The following is a 19,141-nucleotide window of genomic DNA, read 5'->3' as shown; positions in this document are numbered from 1 at the left end:
CGCCGAAGCCGGATTCCTTGTAGCCGCCGAACGGGGTCGTCGCGTCGCCTTCGCCGAAGCAGTTGACCGTGACGAGGCCGGCCCGGATGTCGCGCGACAGGCGGATCGCATGCTTCAGGCTGCCGGTATAGACCGATGCCGTCAGGCCATAATTGGTGTCGTTGGCAAGGGCGACCGCCTCGGCCAGCGTGTTGAAGGTCGTCACCGACAGGATCGGCCCGAAGATTTCTTCCTTGAACAGCCGGCTGGAGGAGGTGACGCCGTCGACCACCGTCGGCTCGACGAAGATGCCGCCATGCGTTTCGCCGCCATGGGCGATCGTCAGCTTCTCGCTTTTGACGTCGTCGAGGAAGGAGGTGACCTTCTCATAGTGGTTCTTGCTGACGAGAGCACCGACGCGGTTTTCCGGATCGAGCGGATCGCCCGTCTTCCACTCGCGCATAGTCGTTGAGCGCAACTGCGCCCCGATCGGTCGTGAACTCGTAGGCGCTGAGCCAGTTCTGCCGCACGATCACGGCATCGGCCGGGATCGAGCGCACGTTTTCGATGAAGCGGGCGAGATGCCAGGCGATCTGCGGATCGGTCGGGTGATATTCGGCGACTGCCGGCGCCACCGCCTGCGCTTCGCCGATCCTGTCGATCTGCACCACCCACGGAACGACGGTTCCGCGCGTCGATTGCCAGATCAGCGCCGCGGCAAAACCGCCGGCTAGGAGCAGCGAGCCGAAGGCCATCAGCCGCCAGTTTCTGGCCTGGACGCGGGCGGAGCCAATCCGCTCGTCCCAGACCTGGGCGGCTCGTCTGTAGGGTGTTTCGGGCTCTGGCGTTCGGGCATATCGCACGGAAGCGCGTTTGAACGGGTTCATCGATGGTCATCCTGATTGAGGGAAACGGACATGGAACCGCCGCCGTGATCGCCGGAGCGGACGGTGTGGGCGGCGGTGCTGACACCATGGTGGAAAGCTTGTTTGCGCTGCATGCGCTCGGCCCAAGCCGGCGGCGAGGAAGATTGCGAGGCTCCGCCTGCGCCTTCGCCCGCAGCGCCCGCTTCGCCCGCGCCGACGTCATTGCCGCCGCCCGTGGCCTTCCATGCAGCCGACTGTCCTGCGCCGTAGCTGGACCGCAGTGTTTCGCTGGACCGGCCGGCAGTTTCCTTTGCCTTGCTCATCGCAAAGCCGGCACCGGCCTTGGCCATACCGGCAAAACCTGCTGCGGCGCGTCCGGCACTGCCAGCATCGGAGGAGGCACTGGCGAGACCGTAGGCGGTGCTGGCGCCACCGGCGACGGCTGCCCCCCCCGCATCGCCCCACCCACGGCGCCGGCCGCTGCACCGATGCCGGCGCGGGCGCCGACATAGCCGGCGGCACCAAGACCTGCGGCCGCAAGGCCGGTTCCGACGGCTGCACCCGCACCAAGCTGCGGTGCGCCGGAGACGAGGCCGGTCGCAATCCCCGGTCCGAAGATCGACAGGCCCATGAGCGCAAGGGCGCCGAGCACCAGCGACAAGGCCTCGGAGATCGTCGGCTGATCGGAAAAGCCGGCGGTGAATTCGCTGAAGAGACGCGAGCCGATGCCGACAATGATGGCGAGCACGAGGATCTTGACGCCGGAGGCGACGATATTGCCGAGCACCTTTTCGGCGAGGAACGCGGTCTTGTTGAAGAAAGCGAAGGGGATCAGCACGAAGCCGGCAAGCGTGGTGAGCTTGAACTCGATCAGCGTGACGAAGATCTGCACTGCCAGGATGAAGAAGGCGACGAGCACGATGACCCAGGCGGTCAAGAGCACGAATATCTGCACGAAGTTCTCGAAGAAGCTGACATAGCCCATCAGATCGCCGGCCGCCTGCAGGATCGGATTGCCGGCATCGATGCCGACCTGGGCGACACGACCGGGCTGCAGGAGCTCGGTGCTCGATAGCGAGGCGCCGGCCGCCTTCAGCCCAAGGCCGGAAAAGCTCTCGAAGACGATGCGGGCGAGATTGTTGAAGTTGCCGACGATGAAGGCGAAGAAGCCGATATAGAGCGTCTTTCTCACCAGACGCTGGATGACATCTTCATCCGCGCCCCAGGCCCAGAAGAGGCCTGCCAGCACGATGTCGATTGCGATCAGCGTCGAAGAGAGGAACGTGACTTCGCTGCCGAGCAGACCAAAGCCGGAGTCGATATAGGAGGTGAAGGTCTCCAGGAAGCGATCGATGATGCCGACATTGTTCATGGCTTCACCGTGGCACCGGCACTCGATGCCGGCGCCGTAGGCCGGTCGGTGTCTGCGGGTTTCAGGAAGCGGCGGCGGCTTTCCATCCACGCCTTCAGGCAGGCTTTGTCCTTGAGCGCTTCGGGACCGAGGTCACGGCAGCGCAACAGTTCCTGTCGGGTCCCGTGGATCTGAGGCTCGCCGCCCGGATCAAGCGACCGGAAGACGGGGGTCTCTTCCGGTCCCTGTCGTTGGCTCATCGCCATGAGCGTCGCGGTCAGTCCTGCTCCAATGGCAAGCACAGCGGTCATCCGGGCGGCGATCTTGAGGTCCATGGTCCAAAGCTCCCTACTGATGGAACATCTGGACGCTGGACGGGCTATAGGCGGTGCCGGTCATGAAGCGGCTGAACTGCTCGCGCGCCTGCTGCTGGGCAGCGGCTTCGCGCGCCTTCTCGAGCGCTTCCGCTCTGCCCTGCGCGGCCAGCAAGGCGGTGAGATCAGACATTTGCTTCGCCTGCACCGCGAGCAATTGGTTGCCGGCCTGGGCCGCCTGCAGCACACCGACGGCGGACTGGCTGGCGGTGACCAGCGTAGAAGTCTGCGCCTGGGTGCTGGCGATGCCATCAACGGCGACGGCTCCCGTCTTCAACGAATCCTCGAAGGCCGTGACCGACTGCTGCCAGCGTTCGCGTGCCGCCGTCACGAGCTGGTCGTTGCTCTTGCCAGTGGCGAAGGTCTCGTAGGTGGTGCTGAACTGCTGATCGATATTTTGGACGTTGTAGGCAAGCTGCTCGGCCTGAGCGAGCAGGCTTCTCATCTCGGAGAAATTACTCTCGATCTGAGAAAGCATCGACGTCGGCAAGCTGGTGAGATTGCGGGCCTGGTTGATCAGCATCTGCGCTTCGTTCTGCAGCGAGGTGATCTGGTTGTTGATCTGCTCCAGCGCGCGGGCAGCCGATAGCAGGTTTTCCGTATAGTTCTTCGGATCGAAAACGATCAGGGCAGCTTTCGACCAGCACAGGCGCGATCGGAGAGGCTTCGATGTCGGCAAGCGACTGGGAGGAGAACACCACGCTGACGTTCTTCTTGCGCAGCGTCTTCAGCCATTCCTTGATCTTCTGGGCAAAGCCGCCATCGTCGAGCGCGCGCCAGCCCTCGTCGATGATGAGCAGCGACGGACGACCGTCGAAGCGCGCCTCGATGCGGTGGAAGAGATAGGCGAGCACAGCCGATGCCGCCCCCGAGCCGATCAGCCCCTCGGTCTCGAAGGCCCGGACGGAGGCATTGCCGAGCCATTCCATCTCCGCATCGAGCAGACGACCGTAAGGACCGCCGATGCAATAGGGCCGGAGCGCCTGCTTGAGAGCAGTCGACTGCAACAGCACGGTGAGGCCAGTGATGGTGCGCTCGGCAACAGGCGCGGAGGCAAGCGAGGTCAGTGCCGTCCAGAGATGCTCCTTGACCTCCGGCGTGATCGGCACGCCTTCGCGGATCAGGATGTCGACCAGCCAGTCGGCCGCCCAGGCACGTTCCGGCGTGTCGTGGATGCCAGCCAGCGGCTGCAGCGCCACCATGCTCAGAAACGATGTGGCATCCGAGATTGAGCCACCGAGATCCTGCCAGTCGCCGCCCATGGCGAGTGTCGCCGCGCGGATCGAGCCGCCGAAGTCGAAGGCGAAGACCTGGGAGCGCCTATAGCGGCGGAACTGCAGCGCCATCAGCGCCAGCAGCACCGACTTGCCGGCGCCGGTCGGGCCGACCACCATTGTATGGCCGACATCACCGACATGCAGCGAGAAGCGGAACGGCGTCGCTCCTTCCGTCTTTGCATAAAGGAGCGGTGGCGCATCGAGATGCTCATCCCGCTCGGGTCCAGCCCAGACCGCCGAGAGCGGAATCATATGGGCGAGGTTCAGCGTCGAGATCGGCGGCTGGCGGACATTGGCGTAGACATGCCCGGGAAGACTGCCGAGCCAGGCCTCGATAGCATTGACGGTTTCCGCGATGCAGATGAAATCGTGAGACTGGATGATCTTCTCGACCAGCCGCAGCTTCTCCTCGGCGATGCGCGGATCGGCGTCCCAGACGGTGACGGTGGCGGTAACGTAGGCTTCGCTGATCTGGTCGGAGCCGAGGTCCTGGAGGGCGGCATCGGCCTCATTGGCCTTGTTGGCAGCATCGGAATCGACCAGCACCGATTGCTCGTTGGTGAGCACCTCTTTCAGGATCGCGGCGATCGATTTGCGCTTGGCGAACCACTGCCGCCGGATCTTGGTGACCAGCCGCGTTGCATCGGTCTTGTCGAGCATGATCGCTCGCGTCGACCAGCGGTAGGAGAAGGCGAGCCGGTTGAGATCATCGAGAATGCCGGGAAACGTAGTGGTCGGAAAACCGATCACCGTCAGCGTGCGAAGGTGAAACTCGCCGAGCCGCGGCTCCAGACCGCCAGCAAGCGGCTGGTCGGCGAGCAGCGCATCGAGATGCATCGGCGTTTCGGGAACCCGCACGCGGTGGCGTGACGCCGAAACGGTCGAATGCAGGTAGGTCAGCGTCTCCTCATCATCGAGCCAACCGGCTTCCGGCACGAAGCCTTCGAAGAGGTGCAGCACCCTGTCGGTGCGGTCGACAAAGCCTTTCAACAGCTCCCATGGATCGACACCGGAGCGTTCGCGCCCTTCATAGAGCCAGGCCTCCATGCGCGAAGCCTCTTCGGCCGGCGGCAACCAGACGAAGGTGAGATAATAGCTGCTCTCGAACAGGAGTCCGCTTTCCTCGAACTGTTCACGTCGCTCGACATCGATCAGGGCGGAGGCCGGGTCGGCAAACAGGCTTGTCGGATAGTCGTTGGCCGGATTGCGTTGAGCCTCGACGAAGACGGCCCAACCGGAACCGAGACGGCGAAGCGCGTTGTTGAGGCGTGCGGTCGTCGCGACCAGTTCGGCGGGCGTGGCGCTATCGAGATCGGGCCCGCGAAACCGCGCGGTCCGCTGAAACGAGCCGTCCTTGTTGAGGACGACGCCGGGGGCGAAGAGCGCCGCCCAGGGGAGGAAATCGGCGAGGCCGGCATTCTTCTTCCGGTATTCGGCAAGGTTCAACATCGTCGGACCTCACACGCCAAGATGCGCCGGATAGCGCAGGTGCCGGCGGCCGACGTCGACGAACTGCGCGTCGCGACGCGCCGCCCAGACCGCCGCGAAATGGCCGATCGCCCAGATTGCCAGCCCGGCAAGCCAGAGGCGAAGCCCGAGGCCCACGGCGCCGGCGAGCGTGCCGTTGACGATGGCGACCGCCCGTGGTGCGCCACCGAGCAGGATCTGTTCGGTCAGTGCCCGACGGACCGGTGCGTAATAGCCGCGGATCTCGTCATGCTCGTTTGCGAATGCCGCCATCAGACCAGCGCCCCGCCGCCGAAGGAAAAGAAGGACAGGAAGAAGCTCGAAGCGGCAAAGGCGATCGACAGGCCGAAAACGATCTGGATCAGCCGCCGGAAGCCGCCGGAGGTGTCGCCGAAGGCGAGCGCCAGGCCGGTGGCGATGATGATGATCACCGCGACGATCTTGGCGACCGGTCCCTCGATGCTTTCGAGGATTTTTTCGAGCGGCTCCTCCCAGGGCATGGACGAACCGGAAGCGTGCGCCGGCAGTGCCGTCATCAGCGAGATCGAGGCAAGCGTGGTTGCGGAAGCGAGACGACGGTGGGCGCCCTGGAACAGGGAAACTGCGGGAAAGATCATATGTCTTCTCCTTTCGGGAGCGGTTGGCGGTCGGGAAGATGAGCGTTGAGGGTGCGGTAATCGCCGGTCACCGGATCGAGCCCGTCGACAAGCGCGATCTCGGCAAGCCGTCGGGCGACGCCGCGGCCGGAGAGCACGGCAATCAGGTCGATGGTGTCGGCGATCATCGCTCGGGGCACCGTGACCACCGCCTCCTGTACGAGCTGTTCCAGTCGCCGGAGCGCGCCGATGGCCGAATTGGCGTGGATCGTGCCGATGCCGCCCGGATGGCCGGTTCCCCAGGCTTTGAGGAGATCGAGCGCCTCGGCGCCGCGCACCTCGCCGATCGGAATGCGGTCTGGCCTGAGGCGCAGCGATGATTTGACCAGATCGGAAAGAGAGGCGACACCATCCTTGGTGCGCAATGCCACAAGGTTCGGCGAGGCGCATTGCAGCTCGCGCGTATCCTCGATCAGCACGATACGGTCGGACGATCTGGCAACTTCGGCCAGCAGTGCATTGGTGAGCGTCGTCTTGCCGGTGGATGTGCCGCCGGCAACGAGGATGTTCTTGCGACGTTCGACCGCGAGCCGCAGCACGTCGGCCTGCGCCTCGGTCATGATCCCGGCATCGACATAGTCGGAGAGCGTGAAAACGGCGACCGCCGGCTTGCGAATGGCGAAGGTGGCGGCTGAAGCCACCGGGGGAAGCAGGCCCTCGAAGCGCTCACCGGTTTCCGGAAGCTCCGCCGAGACACGTGGGTTTCCGGCGTGAACCTCAGCGCCGACGTGGTGGGCGACGAGACGGACGATGCGTTCGCCGTCGGCGGCAGGCAATGTCTCACCGGTGTCAGCCAGCCCATCCTTCAGCCGGTCGATCCAGAGCCGGCCGTCCGGGTTGAGCATCACCTCGACGACGGCAGGGTCCTCGAGATGACGAGCGATGGAAGGTCCGAGCGCCGTGCGCAGCATGCGCGCGCCGCGCGATATCGCTTCCTGGTTCTGGTGATGGATTCCCGACATGGTGTCCCCGCTTCCGGCGATCGGCCAGAGGGCGGATCGCGACGGGGACAATCAAGAAGGGCAGAAATATGCGGTCAGCAACAAGATAGTCACGCGGTGCGTATAGGATCGTAGTGGATCGCAAAAATACTTGAACGCTTCGGCGCCGATCCTGCCGCGCCGGAAAGGACTGACGGCGGCTAAAACAGAATCAATCCGAGCAACGGATGGTATCGAAGAAGTTTTTGAGGACAGGATTGGAATTGTCCGGCCGCCAGCAGGCGATATAGCCGAGCCGTGTGCCGCCGTTGCCGTCGTGCACAGGCCGGACGACGACGCCATGCTCCGATATGCCCGCAGGCCCGTCGCATTGCAGACTGATGCCCTCACCGCTACCGACTTCGCTCAAAATAGCCTCGCGGCTCAACTGGCGCATGACGATCTCCGGGTGATCCGATGGTGCGGCCAAGTGACGAAGCAGGATATTGCGGAGATCAGGACCTGGATCATCTTGACTGATCAAAAACCGCTCACCCTTCAGCTCCGACCAGTAGATGGTGGGCTTTTGGGCAAGCACATGGTCCTCTGGCAGGGCGACGAGCAAATGGGCGGACCATAGTGGTATCGATTCCAGGAGCTCGATCTTACCCGTGTCACCAAGAACGATTGCAAGATCAACTGTGCCGGATATTAGCCCGGCTTTCAATTCGATGTAGGAGGCCTCCATGAGCTCTACTTCAACGCCCGGAAACTTCCTTCGAAATGTCCTGAGTGCAGTGCGAAAGCAACCAGAAGACATTGACCTATAGAAACCCACCACAATACGGCCGGTCTTACCTGTGCCGCTGGCCTTGGCCAGGTCGAACAGCCGCTGGAAGCCGTCGATGATGCGCCGGGCGCTTACAACAAATTCTTCCCCGGTGGGCGTCAGACGCGCACCCGATGTCGCACGGTCGAAGAGAAAAACGCCAAGCTCGTCTTCCAACTCACGGATTCGCTTGCTGATGATCGGTTGCCGCACGTTAAGCTCGTGACCAGCCGCACTGAAGCTCCCGTTACGGGCAGCGGCAACGACATATCGGAGATGACGAAGGTCCACCACTCCCCCCCCAGCCTTTAGTTGGCTCACGAAATACGTATCTGAGAGCGCAACTTTGTGGATTGCCACATGCGTCGCCATCGGAGGCCAGAGCATGCCCTTGCCTAAAAGAATGCCAAACTTGCCCTTTGCGCTCATACTCACGGTGACGCTTGCGAGCCTGCACGGCTGGCCATGACGTTCGCCGAGCGTTATGATCAAAAATCTATTTCGATGGCGACGCCTTTTGCCAAGGCCAGATCAACGGCAACCGAAGCGACTGCGAGGTCTTGCAGCGCAATGCCCGTGCCGTCGAAGAGCGTGATCTCATCCGCCGAGCTTCGGCCGTGATTTGCTCCGCCGATTACCGCACCTATTTCAATGATGATATCTTTTGTGATGATGCCCCTTTCGACGGCATGCTGGCACTCACCGATGGTCACGGCTTGCGCAATGTCGTCCGTGAACACCTTGGCGATACCGACGAGTTCGGCCTCGACCTCCTGCTTTCCCTTAGTATCTGTGCCCATGCAAGCGAGATGGGTACCCGGCCGAACTTGCGCTGCCTTCAGCACGGGAGCGAATGACGACGTGATCGAGATAATGACGTCCGACTCGGCCCCAAGATGATCAAGATCAACTGCTTCGAAGGAAAGACCCTCGTCGTTAGCTACCTGCTCCAGGCGGCACAGCATCTCCGGATGGAAGTTCCAAGCCACAACCTTTTCGAATTGTCGCTGCTGAAGTGCTGCACGCAACTGAAACGTCGACTGGTGTCCCGCGCCGATCATGCCGAGGACCTTCGCGTCTTTTCGGGCGAGATACTTGATCGAGATTGCCGATGCGGCCGCCGTCCGCAGGGCGGTCAGCAGGTTGCCGCCAACCACGGCACGGCATTTTCCGGTCTCCGCGTCGAACAGGAGGATAGTGGACTGGTGGTTCGTAAGGCCTCTGCTGGTATTGTTTGGCCAGAACCCGCCGGACTTGAGGCCAAGCGCCAAGCTCTTGCGATCGAAGCCGGACTTAAAGCCATATAGCGCATCGGCGTGTTCGATCGCCTCCCGGATCACCGGAAAATTGTAGGCCGACTTGTTCGCCATCGAGGCAAAGACCTCTTCGACCGCCTTGAGGCAATCAGAGGGCGTGACGAGTTCGGCAACGGCATTTTCGGGAATGATGATCATTGCACTTCCGCCTGGTTTGTCGGGGGCCGAGGCCCCCTATTTTATCAGTAAGCCTTGCCGCGGGCCGACACAGGCCAAAGCGTTTCAACCTTGCCGTTGCGGACGCCGACATACCAGTCGTGAACATTGCAGGTCGGATCGCAATGGCCCGGAACCAGGCGGAGTTTCTCGTTGACCTTCAGAACGCCGTTCGGGTCTTCGATAACGCCGTGCTCGTCAGAGCATTTGATATATTTCACGTCATTGCGACCGTAGACAAAGGGCAGGCCGGAATCGACCGATTGCGCCTTAAGGCCGGCATCGCAGATTGCCTTGTCGGGCTTTGCATGGCTCATGACGCTCGTCAGGATGAACAGGGCATTCTCCCATTCGCCATGGTCGATCCTTTTGCCGTCCTTGTCCTGAATGCGGCCGTAGTCGGCATCCATGAATGCATAGCTGCCGCATTGCAGCTCGTTATAGACGCCCGAATTGCTCTCGAAGTAATAGCTGCCGGTGCCGCCGCCGCTGACCAGCTCAGGTTCCAAGCCCTCGGCCTTCAGGGCGTTGACGGCATCCTCGACCTGGGCAATGGCCGCGTCGAGCTTCGCCTTGCGGTCTTCATATTTATCGATGTGCTGCATCGCGCCCTGATAGGCCTGGATGCCAGTGAACTTGAGACCGGATGCCACATGGATAGCATTGGCAAGCTCGACGACGGCCGCCGTCGTCGTGACGCCGCAGCGTCCGGCGCCGCAATCGATCTCCACGAAGCATTCCAGCGTCGTGCCGTATTTCTGTGCCGCTTTCGAGAGCTCTTCGACATTTGCGAGGTCATCGACGCAGACGATGATGCGCGCACCGTGCTGCGGCAGGAGTGCCAGGCGATCGATCTTTGCCGGGTCACGAACTTGGTTCGAGACCAGTACATCCTTGACGCCGCCACGAACGAAGACTTCCGCCTCGGAAACCTTTTGGCAGCAGACCCCGATCGCACCGCCGAGCTCCTGCTGAAGCCTGAGGACATCGACGGATTTATGCATCTTGCCATGCGCCCTGTGCCGCATGTTGTGGGCCTTCGCATAGTCGCCCATCTTGCGGATGTTGTGCTCGAGTGCATCGAGATCGAGGATCAGACATGGCGTCTGGATGTCGTCGACGCTCATGCCGGGAAGAGCCGGCACGTCGTAGCCGACTTCCAGGCCGGCGAATTTCGGTTCCATGTTCATTGCTTTTTCTCCCTTACTGCCACGGCAATGTGTCGAGGTCGACGTTTCCGCCGGTGATGATGACGCCAATGCGCTGACCGGCGAAAACCTCCCTGTTCTTGATGATCGTCGCCAGAGGGACGGCGCTGGAGGGTTCCATGACGATCTTCATCCGCTTCCAGATGAGCTTCATCGCATCGACGATCTCCTCTTCGGAGGCCGTCTGGATATCGGTCACGTGGTTTCTGACGAAATGCCAGGTCAGATCCTTGAGCGGCACCTTCAGACCATCGGCCACCGTATTCGGAGCGTCATCGGCAATGATGTAGCCGGCCTTGAAGCTGCGGCAGGCATCATCGGCCTGCTCGGGTTCGGCCGCATAGATTCTGATTTTCGGCGCGAGGTTCGACAATGTGAGGCAGGTTCCCGATACCATGCCGCCGCCGCCGATCGGCGCCACCACGGCATCGAGCCCGTCAACCTGCTCTATCAGCTCTCTCGAGCAGGTTGCCTGGCCTGCGATGACGCGCGGATCGTTGTAGGGATGAACAAATTCGGCGCCGGTCTCAGCGACGACGTCTGCAAAGACGGCCTCACGCGACGAGGTTGAGGGCTCGCATTCGACCACCCTGCCGCCATATCCGCGGACGGCGTCCTTCTTTGCCTGCGGGGCGGTCCGCGGCATAACGACTGTGCAGGGAATGCCCCGCCGCCCGGCGGCGTACGAGAGGCATGTGCCGTGGTTGCCGGATGAATGCGTGGCAACGCCGCGGGCTGCCTGCTCGTCGCTCAGGCCAAAGACGGCGTTGGATGCGCCGCGAGCCTTGAATGCACCGGCTTTCTGGAAGTTCTCGCATTTGAAGAACAGTTCGGCGCCGACAAGCGAGTTGATGAAGCTGGAGGTGAGAACCGGTGTACGATGGATGTAGGGCTTGATGCGCGTATGCGCAGCCACCATGTCGGCCAATGTCGGAATGTACATCATATACTCCTCAGGCCGCTGCCTGAATCTTGGACAGACGGTCGTTGCGATAGTGTTCCTGCGCAGCCGCAACGCCCGAGCCGAGTTTGACGTTGAGACCAAGATCGACCATGGCCATCTCAGCCGTCGCAATGCCTGAAAGAGCCATGACGTCAGTCAAACTGCCGAGATGCCCGATGCGGAACACCTTGCCGGCAACCTCGCCCAACCCGGTTCCGAAAGCGACATCGTACTTCTTCGCGGCATGGGCGACGATCGAGGTGGCGTCAAAACCTTGCGGTGTGCGGATCGCACTCACCGTGTCGGAATAGAGTTCCTCGCTTCTGGCGCACAGATCCAGACCCCATGCCCGAACGGCAGCGCGAATGCCGCCGGCAATACGGCGATGTCTCCAAAATACATTCTCCAGGCCTTCGGCGAGCAGCAACTCCGTCGAGAGCTTCAAGCCATTCAGGAGTCCGACGGCCGGGGTATAGGGATAGGCGTTGTTCGCATAACTCTTCGCCATATCGCGAATGTCGAAGAAGGTGCGCGGGAGCTTTGCATGGTCGACGGCTGCCAGGGCCTTCGGGGAAAAAGCTGTGATCGCCAGGCCGGCGGGCAGCATGAAGCCCTTTTGCGAACCGGTCACGGCGATGTCGACGGACCATTCGTCCATGCGGAAATCCATCGAGGCGATGGAGCTGACACCATCGACGAACAAAAGGGCCGGATGGCTAGCAGCGTCGATCGCCCGGCGTATGGCCGCCATATCGGATTTGACGCCGGTTGCCGTCTCGTTATGCGTGACCAGCACAGCCTTAATCTCGTGTGCGGTATCGGCTGCGAGAACTTCCTCATAGCGATCGGCGGGAGAGCCATGGCCCCACTCGACCTCGATAGCATCGACCTTGAGGCCGTGCCGCAAGCATAGGTCGATCCAGCGATGGCTGAACATGCCGTAGCGGGCCGCCAACACGCGGTCACCCGGGCTGAGCGTATTGGTGATGGCCGTTTCCCATCCGCCGGTTCCCGTCGACGGGAACACGAAGACCGACGCCGCTTCAGTCTTGATAACCTTCTTAACGCCTGCAAGCGCCGGACGCAGGATCTCACCGAACAGCGGCGAGCGGTGGTCGAGCGTCGGCATGTCCGAAGCCTTGCGAAGGACCTCGGGCATATTGGTCGGACCTGGAATGAAGACCGGGTTTTGCATGTACATTTTGAACGTCCTCCGCGTGTAGGAAACCTCTAACACGGCAGCCGCTCATGATATATTTTTCTGAAAACTGCTTTTAATTCGACATAATATGCAATAAATATCAAATATAACAAATATTTAGTATTTTTCATTGCATGAATTGATTTTTCAGTGAAGAATTTTCTTGAGCACGACACTAGCGGAGGCCATTGCTAATGACCGTTGAAATGCGTCGAAGAGGACGCCCGAAAGCCTTTAATGGTCCGCAATCCCAAAACACGATCCAGGCTCTTGATCGAGCATTGGACGTACTTGAAGCTCTCGCAACGCCGGAGGGTATGACGCTTTCAAAGCTGGCCGATCATCTCGGTCAATCAACGGCAACGATGCACCGGGTGTTGGCCACCCTGGAGCGACGAGATTTTGTCGAAATCAGCCCTGACCGCCAGGTCTGGCATATCGGCCCAGAGGCGTACCGGTTGGGATCGGCCTTCCTCCGCCGCTCCAATGTCGTCGAGCGCAGCCGTCCGGTCATGCGCGACCTGATGTTGGAAACGGGCGAGACATCCAATCTCGGTATCGAGAGGGACGGCAATGTCCTGTTCATCAGCCAAGTGGAAACGCACGAGTCGATCCGGGCATTTTTTCCGCCGGGAACATTGTCACCGCTGCATGCGTCGGGCATCGGCAAGGCGCTTCTCAGCACCTATGACGAGGACCGGCTTTCAACTCTCTTCAAGAAAAGAGAACTCGAGCGGTTCACCGAGAATACCATGCGTTCCTTCGACCAATTGCGCAAAGAACTGCAGAGAACGCGAGAACGAGGCTATGCGTTCGACGACGAGGAACGCACTCGCGGGATGCGTTGTGTTGCGTCGCCGATCCTTAATGTGCATGGAGAAGCGGTGGCAGGTATCTCTGTGTCCGGACCGAAAATTCGGATCCGGGATTCTGATGTGCATGAGTTCGGCGAGCGCGTGAGGCGCGCCGCGAGCATGGTTTCCCGCCGCATCGGCGCTCCATGATGTTCAGGCGGGCAGTTCTTCTCGGACCTGCGATCTTGTCACGCCGGCCAAGCCTCGAGGCAGCGGCCCTCCCGTCGCCCAGTCGAGCAGCTCCACGGTGTGGACGACCGGGATATCGGTTGCGGATCCGATCTGCATCAAGCAGCCGATATTGCCCGCGCTGACAACCTGGGCTCCCACCGCCTCAAGCGTCGCGACTTTGCGCGTTTTGAGTTCGGTCGATATCGCTGGCTGCATCAGGTTGTAAGTACCTGCTGACCCGCAACAAATGTGACTGTCACGAGGTTCGACCACCTCGAAGCCTGCGGTTCTCAGCAGGTCCTTTGGCGCCGAGCGGATCTGCTGGCCATGCTGCAGCGAACAGGCGGCGTGATAGGCAACCCGCAGCGGTTCGGCATACGAAGAGTCTTTAAGACCGATATCGGCGATCACTTCGGAAATGTCCTTCGCGAGGCCCGCAACGCGGGCGGCGTCTGCGGCCAGAGGATCATTTCGAAACATGTGGCCATAGTCCTTGACGGTGGTTCCGCAGCCCGAGGTATTAACGACAACCGCATCAAGTCCCTTATCATCCAGCTCTGCCACGATCGCTCGGATGTTGGCCGCAGCCATTGCATGGCTGTCATTGGCTTTGCCCATATGATGGGTGAGCGCACCGCAGCAACCGATCCCCTCGGGAATGACTACCTCACACCCATGCCGCCTCAGCAATCGGATGGTCGCATCATTGATGTCGGTGTTGAGGGCGCGTTGTGCGCAGCCGGTGAGAAGCGCGACACGTTTGATCCGCTGCCCCTCTGCGGGAGAGCGTTGTGGGCGGTCGTTCTTGCTCCTGGATGGCACGTGGTCCGGCGCCATCTCCAGCATCGCCCGAAGCCGAGGGTCGGGCACGAATTTCCTGAAGGGGCGGACGAGTTTTGCGCTCAACAGCGCCAGCCGAAATCGGTCCGGATAAGGGAGGATCTTTGACAGAAGCCACCGGAGTGCCCTCTCGTCCCACCGGCGCTTGTAGTTGCGCTCAATGTACTCGCGAGCATGATCGACAAGGTGCATGTAGTGAACACCGGACGGACAGGTCGTCATGCAACTGAGGCAGCTCAGGCACCGGTCGATGTGCATCACGGTCTTTTCGTCCGGCTTCCGCTGATTCTCCAGCATGTCTTTGATGAGGTAGATGCGACCGCGCGGACTATCGAGTTCGTCGCCGAGCACTTTGTATGTCGGACATGTCGCCGTGCAGAAGCCGCAGTGGACGCAGGATCGCAAGATCTCGTTCGAACGGTTGGTGGCTGGATCGGCAAGTTGTGCTTCGCTAAACTTCGTCTGCATTTCAATCGCCCATAAGACCAGGATTGAGGATCCCGGCGGGATCGAATGTCTTGCGCAGTGCGGCCGAAATCCGGGCAACGGCGCTGCCTTCGGGTGGGAACAGATTGGCGGCAGGCAGCGAGCCGGGCCGCACGAGCATCGCGCGGCCCGCACCCACCGCCCTGCGGACGGCGGCGCTTGGAGCCGCACCGGAGAACCAGATCAGGCCCCCGCCCCAGTCGACGGACGCCTCTCCGCCGAGTTGGCGTAGCGCCTCCATCACGTCCGGCGCGTCGGTTGGTTTGATCAATATCCGCCAGATTGCATCCTTCGAGGATGAGAAGTGTTTTACGTCGCGCAGCTCGCGCCACACTGCACGGCTGGCATCGTGCGTGACGATATCAATTTCCCGACGAGAGAACAGTTCCTTGAGCCGGTTGACGCGATAGTCAACCTGTGCATCAAAACCTTCGACCCTCAACCATGCGGTGCCAGCGTGGAATGCAGCTCCGGAGACTTCGAACGGTGTGGCCAGCGCGCTGACGAAGACTTCCAGCGCCTCACGTGAAGTGACACTGGGGAATTTCAGGCTCTTTTCTGCTTCCGCCAAGGGCAGCGTCTTTAACGCCACTTCCGTCAGGATGCCGAGAGTGCCGTAGCTGCCACACAGAAGCTTGCCGAGATCGAGCCCCGTGACATTCTTCATTACGCGGCCGCCATTCTTGATCATTCGGCCACGACCATCGACGAACCTGACCCCGAGAAGGTGGTCCCTACATGCTCCAGCCTGGATCCGACGCGGCCCTGAGACATTGGCGGAGACAACGCCGCCGATCGTCGGTGCACCTTCCGAGCCGAGGATAGCCCTATGGTCCGTCGGTTCGAACGCCAGGGCTTGGCCCTCGGCTGCAAGCGCATCTTCTACTTCACGTAAGGAAGTGCCTGCCCGCGCAATCAGGGTCAGTGCGCCGGGTTCATAGGTTACGATACCAGACATCTTGCTGGTTGAAATTATTTGCCCTGCATCAACGGCCTCGGCCGGCACCCGAGTTCCTCCCCCGGCGATCCGCATCGGCGCCACGCGGGCATGGCTATCGAGGATGAAAGCTGCGAGTTCAGCTTCATCCGTCGGGCTGACACCGGAACGCGGCACCTTTGTTGTTGCCTCCTCGATGTTCATGAGCTGCTCACCGCCCTCTCCCGATATGGTTTACTGACTTCGAGGGGAAACACTTTGGTCGGGTTAAGCTGCCAATGCGCGTCGAAAACACTTTTGACCTCCATTTGGATGGCCAGATCGTCGGCTGTGTATTGCTTGGTCATCAAGTCGCGCTTCTCAATTCCGACGCCATGCTCCCCGGTAAGGCAGCCCCCAACGTCAACGCAAAGACGCAAAATGTCGGCTCCAAATGCCTCGGCCCGTTCCAGCTCCCCGGGCTCATTCGCGTTAAACAAAATGAGGGGATGCATATTGCCGTCACCGGCGTGAAAGACATTGGCGACCTCCAGCCCGTATTCTTTGGAGAGTTCGCCGATGCGCTTCAGGGTGGGTGGGAGCTTTGAGACGGGAACGGTTCCATCAAGACAGAGATAATCGCCAAGTCTTCCCATTGCTCCAAAGGCCGATTTGCGTCCTTTCCAGATGGCCAGAGACTCATCCGCATTGCGGCTGGTGCGAAACTCCACTGGGTTCAGCTCTGCGGCAATCTGGTGGATCCGCCCAATTTGATGAAGAATCTCTTCTTCAGAACCTTCTACTTCGACAATTAGAACCGCAGCGCACTTTGGATATCCGGCGTTCGCGAAGGCGTCCACGGCACGCAAGCAGACATCATCCATGTACTCAATTGCGACGGGGAGCAGTCCGCACCGAATGATGCGCGCTACACACTCGCCGGCCGTTTCGGCGCTGTCAAACCCAATGAGCATTGGGCGGGCGCCTTCTGGCTTGGGCAGGATGCGCAAAGTCGCCTCGGTGACGATCGCAAGCTGCCCCTCCGAACCGCACAAAAGGCCAAGGATGTCGAGACCACCTCCCCCCAGAAATGGACCGCCGAGATCAACGATGCCCCCATCGGCCATGACCATCCTGATACCCATGAGATTGTTTGTGGTCACACCGTATCTGAGGCAGTGTGCCCCGCCAGAATTCATGGCGATGTTGCCGGCGATCGTGCACGCGAGCTGAGATGAGGGATCCGGTGCGTAGAAGAAGCCTGATGCCTCCAATTCAGCGCTGACCGACAGATTGGTCACGCCCGTCTGGACACGGATGAATCGATTAGCCGTGTCGACTTCCAGTATGTCTCTCAAGCGCATCGTGCCGATGACCACGCTATCGGCCGTCGGCAATGCCCCACCAGCGAGCGATGTGCCAGCACCTCTCGGGATCACCGGCACTCCCATTTCGTTGCAAATCGCCATAGCCGTTGAGACCTCCGCGGTGGTCCGTGGCAACACGACCGCGAGAGGGGCGCACCGATAGGCAGTCAAGGCATCGCATTCGTAAGCACGCGTTTCTTGTGGATCGGATATGACCACGTCGTGGGGAAGCGCTGCCAGGAGCCGCTCAATGATCTCAGAGGCTCTGGCGAGAATATCAGGGTCTGGCGCAGGCATCGCTAGAGTTGGCATGGATAATGGCTCCGTCGAGCAAGGCGATGGCAACGACTGACGATGCGGGTCCCCATCATACAATCACGACACAAGGCGGCAGAAGAGCCAAAGCAAGCTCTGTAGCAGTTGGAACGCCCTGAAAGATTGGGGAAGTACGCATTGGCGGAGATGGAGAGCTTCATCCTAGCGTCGCCCTTTTGTCTTCTTGCACAACTGGTTCGTCGCTGAGTTCGAATTGGCTGATCAGATGCAACAGATGGGTCGCTTCGTCTTGCAGGGACCGACAGGCAACCATCGACTCGTCGGCCATGGTGGCTGTTTGCTGCGTCGCCTCATCGATTTGGGAAATCGTTGCTCTGAAATTACCCAGATGTTTAGATTGCCCAGCGGCAGTCCTCGCAATTTCAGACACCATCGATCTGATCAGCTTGATATGGTTGGCGACATATTTCAAAACATCGCTCGTAGAGCCGACAAGTTGCATTCCCCTTGCAACTCGATGCGACGACACCTCAATCAGATCCTTAATTTCCTTTGCGGCATCTGCCGAGCGCTGTGCCAGGGCACGAACTTCAGAGGCAACAACTGCAAAACCCTTCCCGGCGTCGCCAGCCCTTGACGCTTCAACGCCAGCATTAAGAGCTAGGAGGTTTGTCTGAAAGGCGATCTCGTCTATGACGGTGATGATACTGGCAATGTCGACTGATGAACGTTCGATTTCTGCCATGCCGCTCAACGCGCTGGAAATGATTTCGTCGGATGATGCCGCAGCAGTATGTGCCTCCGATACAAGTTGGTCGGCCCTTGTTGCAGCATCCGCTGTCTGATTCACATCTCTTGCGATTGCGGTCATCGTGTTTACGGCACCATCAAGGACAAGCGCTTGGTGCTCTGTCTTTTCCGCCAAATTGTTGCTGGCGTTGCTGATCTGATCCAATGTCTCAGACATGGAAGTGGCTTGGCCCGCAACGGATTGAATGGTGTGATTGAGCTGCATGAGCGCATCATTGAAATCGCTCTTGAGCTGACGGTAATCGTCAGGGAAATTTCCAGAGATTTTACTGCGCAGGTTACCCTTGGCGAGCGCAGAAAGGCCGCGGCCGATCTGGTTCACTACATCAGCTTGAATCTTGAGCCTTTCTGCCTTTTCGGCCTCCATCGCAAGACGTTCTGATTCAGCGAGCGTTTCTGTCTTCCGCGCATCAGCCTCCGCGTTTGTCTTGGCGATGGCATTGTCACGAAACACGACGACAGCGCGCGACATGTCGCCAATCTCGTCGCTGCGGGTTGTGCCATCCACCGTCACAGTTGTGTCGCCTAGCGCCAGTTTCTTCATACTTGAAACCAGCTTGGTTATTGGCTTCGAAATGGATGCCGATTCCGATGAAGCCGCCCCTTTGTTCCGAGATGATTGCGCCCCTTGATTCCGGGATGATCTCGCCCCTTTTTAGTGGGGTCTGCAGGCGATGATTGTTGTCAGTTCATTTAGGCAGGGTGTCAAGCTTTTCGGGGCAGGTTTCGGCGTAGGCTATCGCCGCTCAATTCGATGCGATGAGCGTTGTGAACGAGGCGATCCAGTATGGCATCGGCGTAAGTCGGGTCTCCTATGACGCCATGCCATGCCGATACGGGAAGTTGGCTGGTGATGATGGTTGATCGGCGGCCGTAGC

General features: G+C 60.4%; 16 protein-coding genes and 4 pseudogenes. 1 reads left to right on the top strand and 19 read right to left on the bottom strand.

Annotation, left to right across the window (positions count from 1 at the left end; all coding sequences use genetic code 11):
* From PH547_RS32515 to bhcA, 14 genes and pseudogenes are all read right to left on the bottom strand, one after another.
* Nucleotides 1-442: pseudogene (locus tag PH547_RS32515) on the bottom strand (aldehyde dehydrogenase family protein); the annotation flags it as partial.
* Nucleotides 426-866, bottom strand: a pseudogene (gene trbF, locus PH547_RS32510) (conjugal transfer protein TrbF); the annotation flags it as partial. The pseudogenes trbF and PH547_RS32515, both read right to left, overlap by 17 nt.
* Nucleotides 863-2,217: pseudogene (gene trbL, locus PH547_RS32505) on the bottom strand (P-type conjugative transfer protein TrbL). The pseudogenes trbF and trbL, both read right to left, overlap by 4 nt.
* Nucleotides 2,214-2,531, bottom strand: coding sequence for a putative entry exclusion protein TrbK-alt (gene trbK-alt, locus PH547_RS32500; protein ID WP_285170384.1), 318 nt, complete (start codon nucleotides 2,529-2,531; stop codon nucleotides 2,214-2,216). Before trbK-alt ends, trbL begins: the two are co-directional and overlap by 4 nt.
* 13 nt (nucleotides 2,532-2,544) lie before the next feature.
* Nucleotides 2,545-3,249, bottom strand: a complete 705-nt coding sequence (gene trbJ, locus PH547_RS32495) for a P-type conjugative transfer protein TrbJ (protein WP_285170383.1) — start codon at nucleotides 3,247-3,249, stop codon at nucleotides 2,545-2,547.
* Nucleotides 3,155-5,296, bottom strand: a pseudogene (gene trbE / locus PH547_RS32490) (conjugal transfer protein TrbE); the annotation flags it as partial. The gene trbJ and the pseudogene trbE, both read right to left, overlap by 95 nt.
* Before the next feature lie 9 nt (nucleotides 5,297-5,305).
* Complete coding sequence (locus tag PH547_RS32485; RefSeq protein WP_018236221.1) at nucleotides 5,306-5,587, bottom strand: VirB3 family type IV secretion system protein; 282 nt, start codon at nucleotides 5,585-5,587, stop codon at nucleotides 5,306-5,308.
* Nucleotides 5,587-5,931, bottom strand: a complete 345-nt coding sequence (locus tag PH547_RS32480; protein ID WP_483315597.1) for a TrbC/VirB2 family type IV secretion system protein — start codon at nucleotides 5,929-5,931, stop codon at nucleotides 5,587-5,589. The genes PH547_RS32485 and PH547_RS32480 overlap by 1 nt, the downstream gene beginning before the upstream one ends.
* Complete coding sequence (gene trbB, locus PH547_RS32475; protein WP_285170382.1) at nucleotides 5,928-6,932, bottom strand: P-type conjugative transfer ATPase TrbB; 1,005 nt, start codon at nucleotides 6,930-6,932, stop codon at nucleotides 5,928-5,930. The genes PH547_RS32480 and trbB overlap by 4 nt, the downstream gene beginning before the upstream one ends.
* 190 nt (nucleotides 6,933-7,122) lie before the next feature.
* A complete protein-coding gene (locus tag PH547_RS32470) occupies nucleotides 7,123-8,211 on the bottom strand; it encodes a LysR family transcriptional regulator (RefSeq protein ID WP_285170381.1) in 1,089 nt (362 codons plus the stop codon).
* Nucleotides 8,208-9,173: an iminosuccinate reductase BhcD gene (gene bhcD, locus PH547_RS32465; RefSeq protein WP_285170380.1), complete on the bottom strand. Its 966-nt coding sequence runs from the start codon at nucleotides 9,171-9,173 to the stop codon at nucleotides 8,208-8,210. The genes PH547_RS32470 and bhcD overlap by 4 nt, the downstream gene beginning before the upstream one ends.
* Nucleotides 9,174-9,217: 44 nt before the next feature.
* Nucleotides 9,218-10,381, bottom strand: coding sequence for a 3-hydroxy-D-aspartate aldolase BhcC (gene bhcC, locus PH547_RS32460; RefSeq protein WP_285170379.1), 1,164 nt, complete (start codon nucleotides 10,379-10,381; stop codon nucleotides 9,218-9,220).
* 13 nt (nucleotides 10,382-10,394) lie between these two features.
* Complete coding sequence (bhcB, locus tag PH547_RS32455) at nucleotides 10,395-11,342, bottom strand: beta-hydroxyaspartate dehydratase BhcB (protein ID WP_285170378.1); 948 nt, start codon at nucleotides 11,340-11,342, stop codon at nucleotides 10,395-10,397.
* A gap of 10 nt (nucleotides 11,343-11,352) precedes the next feature.
* Nucleotides 11,353-12,543 (bottom strand): L-aspartate--glyoxylate aminotransferase BhcA, encoded by a 1,191-nt coding sequence (gene bhcA, locus PH547_RS32450; RefSeq protein WP_285170377.1) that lies wholly within the window; start codon nucleotides 12,541-12,543, stop codon nucleotides 11,353-11,355.
* A gap of 194 nt (nucleotides 12,544-12,737) precedes the next feature.
* Between bhcA and bhcR the strand changes: the two genes are divergently transcribed.
* On the top strand, nucleotides 12,738-13,547 hold the full coding sequence (gene bhcR, locus PH547_RS32445; RefSeq protein WP_285170376.1) for an HTH-type transcriptional regulator BhcR: 810 nt from the start codon (nucleotides 12,738-12,740) through the stop codon (nucleotides 13,545-13,547).
* Nucleotides 13,548-13,550: 3 nt separating this feature from the next.
* Here bhcR and glcF read toward each other — a convergent pair whose 3' ends face one another.
* The 5 genes from glcF to PH547_RS32420 form a co-directional block, all read right to left on the bottom strand.
* On the bottom strand, nucleotides 13,551-14,876 hold the full coding sequence (gene glcF / locus PH547_RS32440; RefSeq protein ID WP_285170386.1) for a glycolate oxidase subunit GlcF: 1,326 nt from the start codon (nucleotides 14,874-14,876) through the stop codon (nucleotides 13,551-13,553).
* Nucleotide 14,877: 1 nt separating this feature from the next.
* Nucleotides 14,878-16,035, bottom strand: a complete 1,158-nt coding sequence (locus tag PH547_RS32435) for an FAD-binding protein (RefSeq protein ID WP_285170375.1) — start codon at nucleotides 16,033-16,035, stop codon at nucleotides 14,878-14,880.
* Nucleotides 16,032-17,489, bottom strand: a complete 1,458-nt coding sequence (locus PH547_RS32430; protein ID WP_285170374.1) for an FAD-linked oxidase C-terminal domain-containing protein — start codon at nucleotides 17,487-17,489, stop codon at nucleotides 16,032-16,034. The genes PH547_RS32435 and PH547_RS32430 overlap by 4 nt, the downstream gene beginning before the upstream one ends.
* Nucleotides 17,490-17,649: 160 nt before the next feature.
* Nucleotides 17,650-18,840 carry a methyl-accepting chemotaxis protein gene (locus tag PH547_RS32425; protein WP_285170385.1) on the bottom strand — a complete coding sequence of 397 codons (1,191 nt, stop codon included), beginning with the start codon at nucleotides 18,838-18,840 and terminating at the stop codon, nucleotides 17,650-17,652.
* A gap of 128 nt (nucleotides 18,841-18,968) precedes the next feature.
* Nucleotides 18,969-19,141: ATP-binding protein (locus tag PH547_RS32420; protein ID WP_285169419.1), on the bottom strand; the 173-nt coding region annotated here is incomplete at its 5' end.

The organism is Rhizobium cerradonense, assembly GCF_030182455.1.
GTDB lineage: Bacteria > Pseudomonadota > Alphaproteobacteria > Rhizobiales > Rhizobiaceae > Rhizobium.
This window is presented reverse-complemented; position numbering and strand designations above follow the sequence as displayed.

What these genes read in the sequence shown, in the direction of transcription:
- trbK-alt (WP_285170384.1), bottom strand. Translation starts at nt 2,531, where the DNA reads ATGGACCTCAAGATCGCCGCCCGGATGACCGCTGTGCTTGCCATTGGA.
- PH547_RS32485 (WP_018236221.1), bottom strand. Translation starts at nt 5,587, where the DNA reads ATGGCGGCATTCGCAAACGAGCATGACGAGATCCGCGGCTATTACGCA.
- PH547_RS32480 (WP_483315597.1), bottom strand. Translation starts at nt 5,931, where the DNA reads ATGATCTTTCCCGCAGTTTCCCTGTTCCAGGGCGCCCACCGTCGTCTC.
- trbB (WP_285170382.1), bottom strand. Translation starts at nt 6,932, where the DNA reads ATGTCGGGAATCCATCACCAGAACCAGGAAGCGATATCGCGCGGCGCG.
- bhcD (WP_285170380.1), bottom strand. Translation starts at nt 9,173, where the DNA reads ATGATCATCATTCCCGAAAATGCCGTTGCCGAACTCGTCACGCCCTCT.
- bhcC (WP_285170379.1), bottom strand. Translation starts at nt 10,381, where the DNA reads ATGAACATGGAACCGAAATTCGCCGGCCTGGAAGTCGGCTACGACGTG.
- bhcB (WP_285170378.1), bottom strand. Translation starts at nt 11,342, where the DNA reads ATGTACATTCCGACATTGGCCGACATGGTGGCTGCGCATACGCGCATC.
- bhcA (WP_285170377.1), bottom strand. Translation starts at nt 12,543, where the DNA reads ATGTACATGCAAAACCCGGTCTTCATTCCAGGTCCGACCAATATGCCC.
- bhcR (WP_285170376.1), top strand. Translation starts at nt 12,738, where the DNA reads ATGACCGTTGAAATGCGTCGAAGAGGACGCCCGAAAGCCTTTAATGGT.
- glcF (WP_285170386.1), bottom strand. Translation starts at nt 14,876, where the DNA reads ATGCAGACGAAGTTTAGCGAAGCACAACTTGCCGATCCAGCCACCAAC.
- PH547_RS32435 (WP_285170375.1), bottom strand. Translation starts at nt 16,035, where the DNA reads ATGAACATCGAGGAGGCAACAACAAAGGTGCCGCGTTCCGGTGTCAGC.
- PH547_RS32430 (WP_285170374.1), bottom strand. Translation starts at nt 17,489, where the DNA reads ATGCCAACTCTAGCGATGCCTGCGCCAGACCCTGATATTCTCGCCAGA.